We start from the raw sequence: 3,863 nt of genomic DNA, 5'->3' as shown, positions 1-3,863 counted from the left end.
TAGTATTTTTCTTCATATTACGGAAAAAATAATTTACTTCCGTTCTTTTATAAAACATTTTTCTAATTTAGTGTTTTATTCAAATTTTCTTAAGAACTTTTTCTTTTTCTGATGACATAAGCAATCAGATAATGGGTAGCGAAAAGTTTCTTTCTAGGAAAATAACAAAAAATAGGTTAACTATGAGTCAACAAAACGATATAACCCCTCAAAAAGTTAGGATGAAAATTAATCCTCCCGTTTTTTATACATCAGCGTTGTTAATTTTACTTGTCGTTGGTTTCTCTGCATTATTTCCAGAGTTGGCTAATGATAAACTAGGTCATCTTCAGGAAAACCTCTTCACAAATGCGAGCTGGTTCTACATTCTAGCCGTTGCATTGGTTTTGCTGAGTGTGACTTATTTAGGTCTTTCCCGTTTTGGTCAAATCAAGTTAGGACCTGATCATGCTCGCCCTCACTTTAGTTATTTTGCTTGGTTTGCCATGCTTTTTTCAGCAGGAATGGGAATTGGCTTAATGTTCTTTGGTGTTGCTGAACCAGTTATGCATTACCTGATGCCTCCGACGGGTGAAGCTCAAACCATAGAAGCAGCAAAAGAAGCGATGAGATTAACCTTTTTCCATTGGGGATTACATGCATGGGCTATTTACGCCATTGTCGCCTTGATCTTAGCTTTCTTCTCTTATCGCCATGGTTTACCATTAACACTGCGCTCTGCGCTTTATCCAATTATTGGCGATCGCATACATGGTCCAATTGGTCATGCTGTTGATATTTTTGCCGTTATGGGTACCGTATTTGGTGTCGCAACCTCCCTTGGCTTTGGTGTTCTCCAAGTTAATGCGGGTTTAAATCACCTCTTTAATGTACCTATTAATCCAACTATTCAAGTCATATTAATTGTTGTAATAACAGGACTTGCAACTATCTCTGTTGTTTCTGGATTAGAAAAAGGGATCCGCTTTTTATCTGAACTTAACTTAGGATTAGCGGTTATTCTTCTTTTATTAGTCATTACGCTCGGTCCAACCGTATTGATATTAAAATCATTTGTTGAAAATACGGGAGGATATCTATCCGAAATAGTCAGTAAAACCTTTAATCTTTACGCGTACGAGCCAAAATCGAGTGATTGGTTAGGGGGATGGACACTGCTTTATTGGGGATGGTGGCTTTCATGGTCTCCCTTTGTCGGAATGTTTATTGCCCGTATTTCTCGAGGCCGTACTATTCGTGAGTTTGTTGTGGGTGTTCTGTTTGTTCCAGCAGGCTTTACCTTACTTTGGATGACCGTTTTTGGTAACACGGCAATCCATTTAATCAAAGATAAAGGTGCAGAAGCACTCGCCAATATCGTACAGCAAGATGTGTCATTAGCGTTATTTGAATTCTTAAATTACTTTCCTTTCTCGTCTGTTTTATCCTTCTTTGCGATGCTGATGGTCGTTGTCTTCTTTGTGACTTCAGCAGACTCTGGCGCGATGGTTGTTGATACTTTAGCTTCTGGTGGTGATAGCGAAACCCCCGTATGGCAACGTATTTTCTGGGCAGCTTTAATGGGGGTTTCCGCGATTACTTTATTGTTAGCGGGGGGGTTAACTGCACTACAAACCGTCACCATTGCAAGCGCACTTCCCTTCTCAATGGTATTACTTGCTTCTATTTATGGGCTAATAAAAGCATTACGAGTCGATGTCTATAAACGTGATAGTCAACAACTAACGACAATAGCACCACCAGCAAGCCGCAATCCGATCCCTTGGCAACGTCGTTTAAGAAATATTGCCTATTTCCCTAAACGCTCTCATGTAAAACGTTTTATGGATGAAGTGATCCAGCCTTCAATGGAAATGGTGTCTGCTGAGTTAAGTAAGCAAGCGACACAATGTTTTATCCATAATGAAGAAGATGATCGAATTGCTATTGAAGTTGACTTAGGCGATGACATGAATTTCTTCTATGAAGTTCGCCTACGCTTTTATACTCAACCCGCCTTTGCTTTAGCAGGACTCAGTGATGAAGAAAAAGATGAAGAGCACAAATATTATCGTGCTGAAATTCATTTAAAAGAAGGTGGACAAGATTACGATGTAATGGGTTGGACGAAAGAACAAATCATTCACGATATTCTTGATCAGTACGAAAAACACATTCACTTCTTACATGTATTAGGTAAACAATAATTTTATCTGCATGATAGCAACAAAAAGGAGATGCCATAGCATCTCCTTTTTTTATCAAATAACTTATTTCTCTGATTGTTCTACATCATCTAAGTTAAGCGCAATCAACTCTTTTAATAATCGGGATAACCGCTGTAGTTTTTCAGTCGAAAAACTTTTGCTCAAAGTAATTGATAACCTTCTTCGATTTTAGGCTGAATTTTATCGTATAAACTTTGTCCATTGGCAGAAAGTGATACAAAGAGTTTACGTTGGTCACTTACCGGTTTTAAACGACAAATTAGCTCGTCTCTTTCCATTCTAATGAGAATACCCGTTAGACTTGGTCGAAGAATACACGATTTTTGCGCTAACTCATGGAAATCGATAGAGCGTTTATCCGCTAGTACGCGAATGATCCGCCATTGCTGTTCTGTCAGATTATGCTCTTTGAGAACAGGTCGAAAAAAACCCATCGCAGATTCCCGTGCTTGTAATAGCGCGATAGTTAATGATTCATGCATAATCAAGAAGCTCTTTATATGGTGTTATAGGTGAAATGACAAAATATCACTCAATATAGACAGTGAAAAAGTACCAGTGCTTATAGTTTATAAAATGACTATATTCTAAGAATAGACTAATTGTTACAATTATTCATATTAACAAATAAATAAAGTTGACTCAATTTTTGCAATTTGCCTCCCTGAGTGCAATTTATCACCCCATGTTCCTTTTTACGGTTAACTTCATCTCTCCCAACATCTTGAGCTATACGCAATTTTTATGAGTTGGCAATTTGTGTTATCTCTTTACCAATCAAAAAAAGTAGCCTGATTTGCCTATTATCCTGCCTCTAAATTAGGAATAATGTCGCTTAGCGATAAGGTTGTCTCACTGTTTTTTGAGATAAAGTTAACAGGTTGTAACAAAGAAAGATTGCTATCTTTGTCCATGCGCGGTAGCGTTACGGCTTTAAAACAACGCAACAAAGAAATCGACAATAACATTACACTTTTGTTAGCGAAGTAGTTAGATAATTTATTTAGTTATCTAGCTAATAATTAGTTTAAGTGAAGACGCCCACAGACGAGGAGTCTGGCAGTAGGAGTAAAAAATGTCTGAGGAAAAACAGGCTAACCCACTTTTTCGGGATGCAATGGCCAGCTTAGGCGCTGCGGTCAATATCGTGGCAACAAATGGCGATGCGGGATGTTGTGGCTTAACAGCAACAGCGGTATGTTCTGTTACTGATAACCCGCCTACCGTGATGGTTTGCATCAACGGTAAAAGCCAAATGAATACCATTTTTCAAGAAAATGGAAAATTAAGTATCAATATATTGAATCATGAGCAGGAAGAAATGGCCTGCCATTTCGCCGGAATGACTGGGCTTGCGATGGCCGATCGTTTTACCCAACCAGGATGGCAAAACGGACAACTACAACAGCCGATATTAACAAATGCACTCGCCTGCTTAGAAGGCGATATTTATGACGTGCGCCAAGTCGGTACACATTTTGTTTATATGACCGAAATTAAGAATATTTCAGTACGTGAAGATGGTGATGGACTTATTTATTTCAAACGTCGTTTCCATTCTGTTAAAAATGAACAAGTAACAATCTCTGTTTAAATTTCATCTCTTTTACCTCAAAATAAAAACGCACTTTTTTATAAGGGCGTTTTTTTTTTTGA

At 38.1% G+C, this 3,863-nt stretch carries 2 protein-coding genes and 1 pseudogene; 2 read left to right on the top strand and 1 reads right to left on the bottom strand.

Translation table 11 applies throughout. From position 1 onward, the window contains the following. The first annotated feature begins 182 nt into the window (after window positions 1-182). The gene (betT, locus tag BHE89_RS11810) at window positions 183-2,186 is read left to right on the top strand and encodes a choline BCCT transporter BetT (RefSeq protein WP_069368464.1); all 2,004 of its coding nucleotides are present in this window, start codon (window positions 183-185) and stop codon (window positions 2,184-2,186) included. Between the two features lie 63 nt (window positions 2,187-2,249). Here betT and hpaR read toward each other — a convergent pair. Continuing rightward, a pseudogene (gene hpaR / locus BHE89_RS11805) lies at window positions 2,250-2,689 on the bottom strand (homoprotocatechuate degradation operon regulator HpaR). 593 nt (window positions 2,690-3,282) lie between these two features. On the opposite strand from hpaR, the gene hpaC reads away from it, so the two are divergent. Further along, on the top strand, window positions 3,283-3,801 hold the full coding sequence (gene hpaC / locus BHE89_RS11795; protein ID WP_069368466.1) for a 4-hydroxyphenylacetate 3-monooxygenase, reductase component: 519 nt from the start codon (window positions 3,283-3,285) through the stop codon (window positions 3,799-3,801). The last annotated feature ends 62 nt before the right edge of the window (window positions 3,802-3,863 follow it).

This window comes from Shigella sp. FC1967 (assembly GCF_001743005.1).
GTDB lineage: Bacteria > Pseudomonadota > Gammaproteobacteria > Enterobacterales > Enterobacteriaceae > Proteus.
The sequence above is the reverse complement of the archived record's forward strand: the minus strand, read 5'-3'. Positions and strand labels throughout refer to the sequence as shown.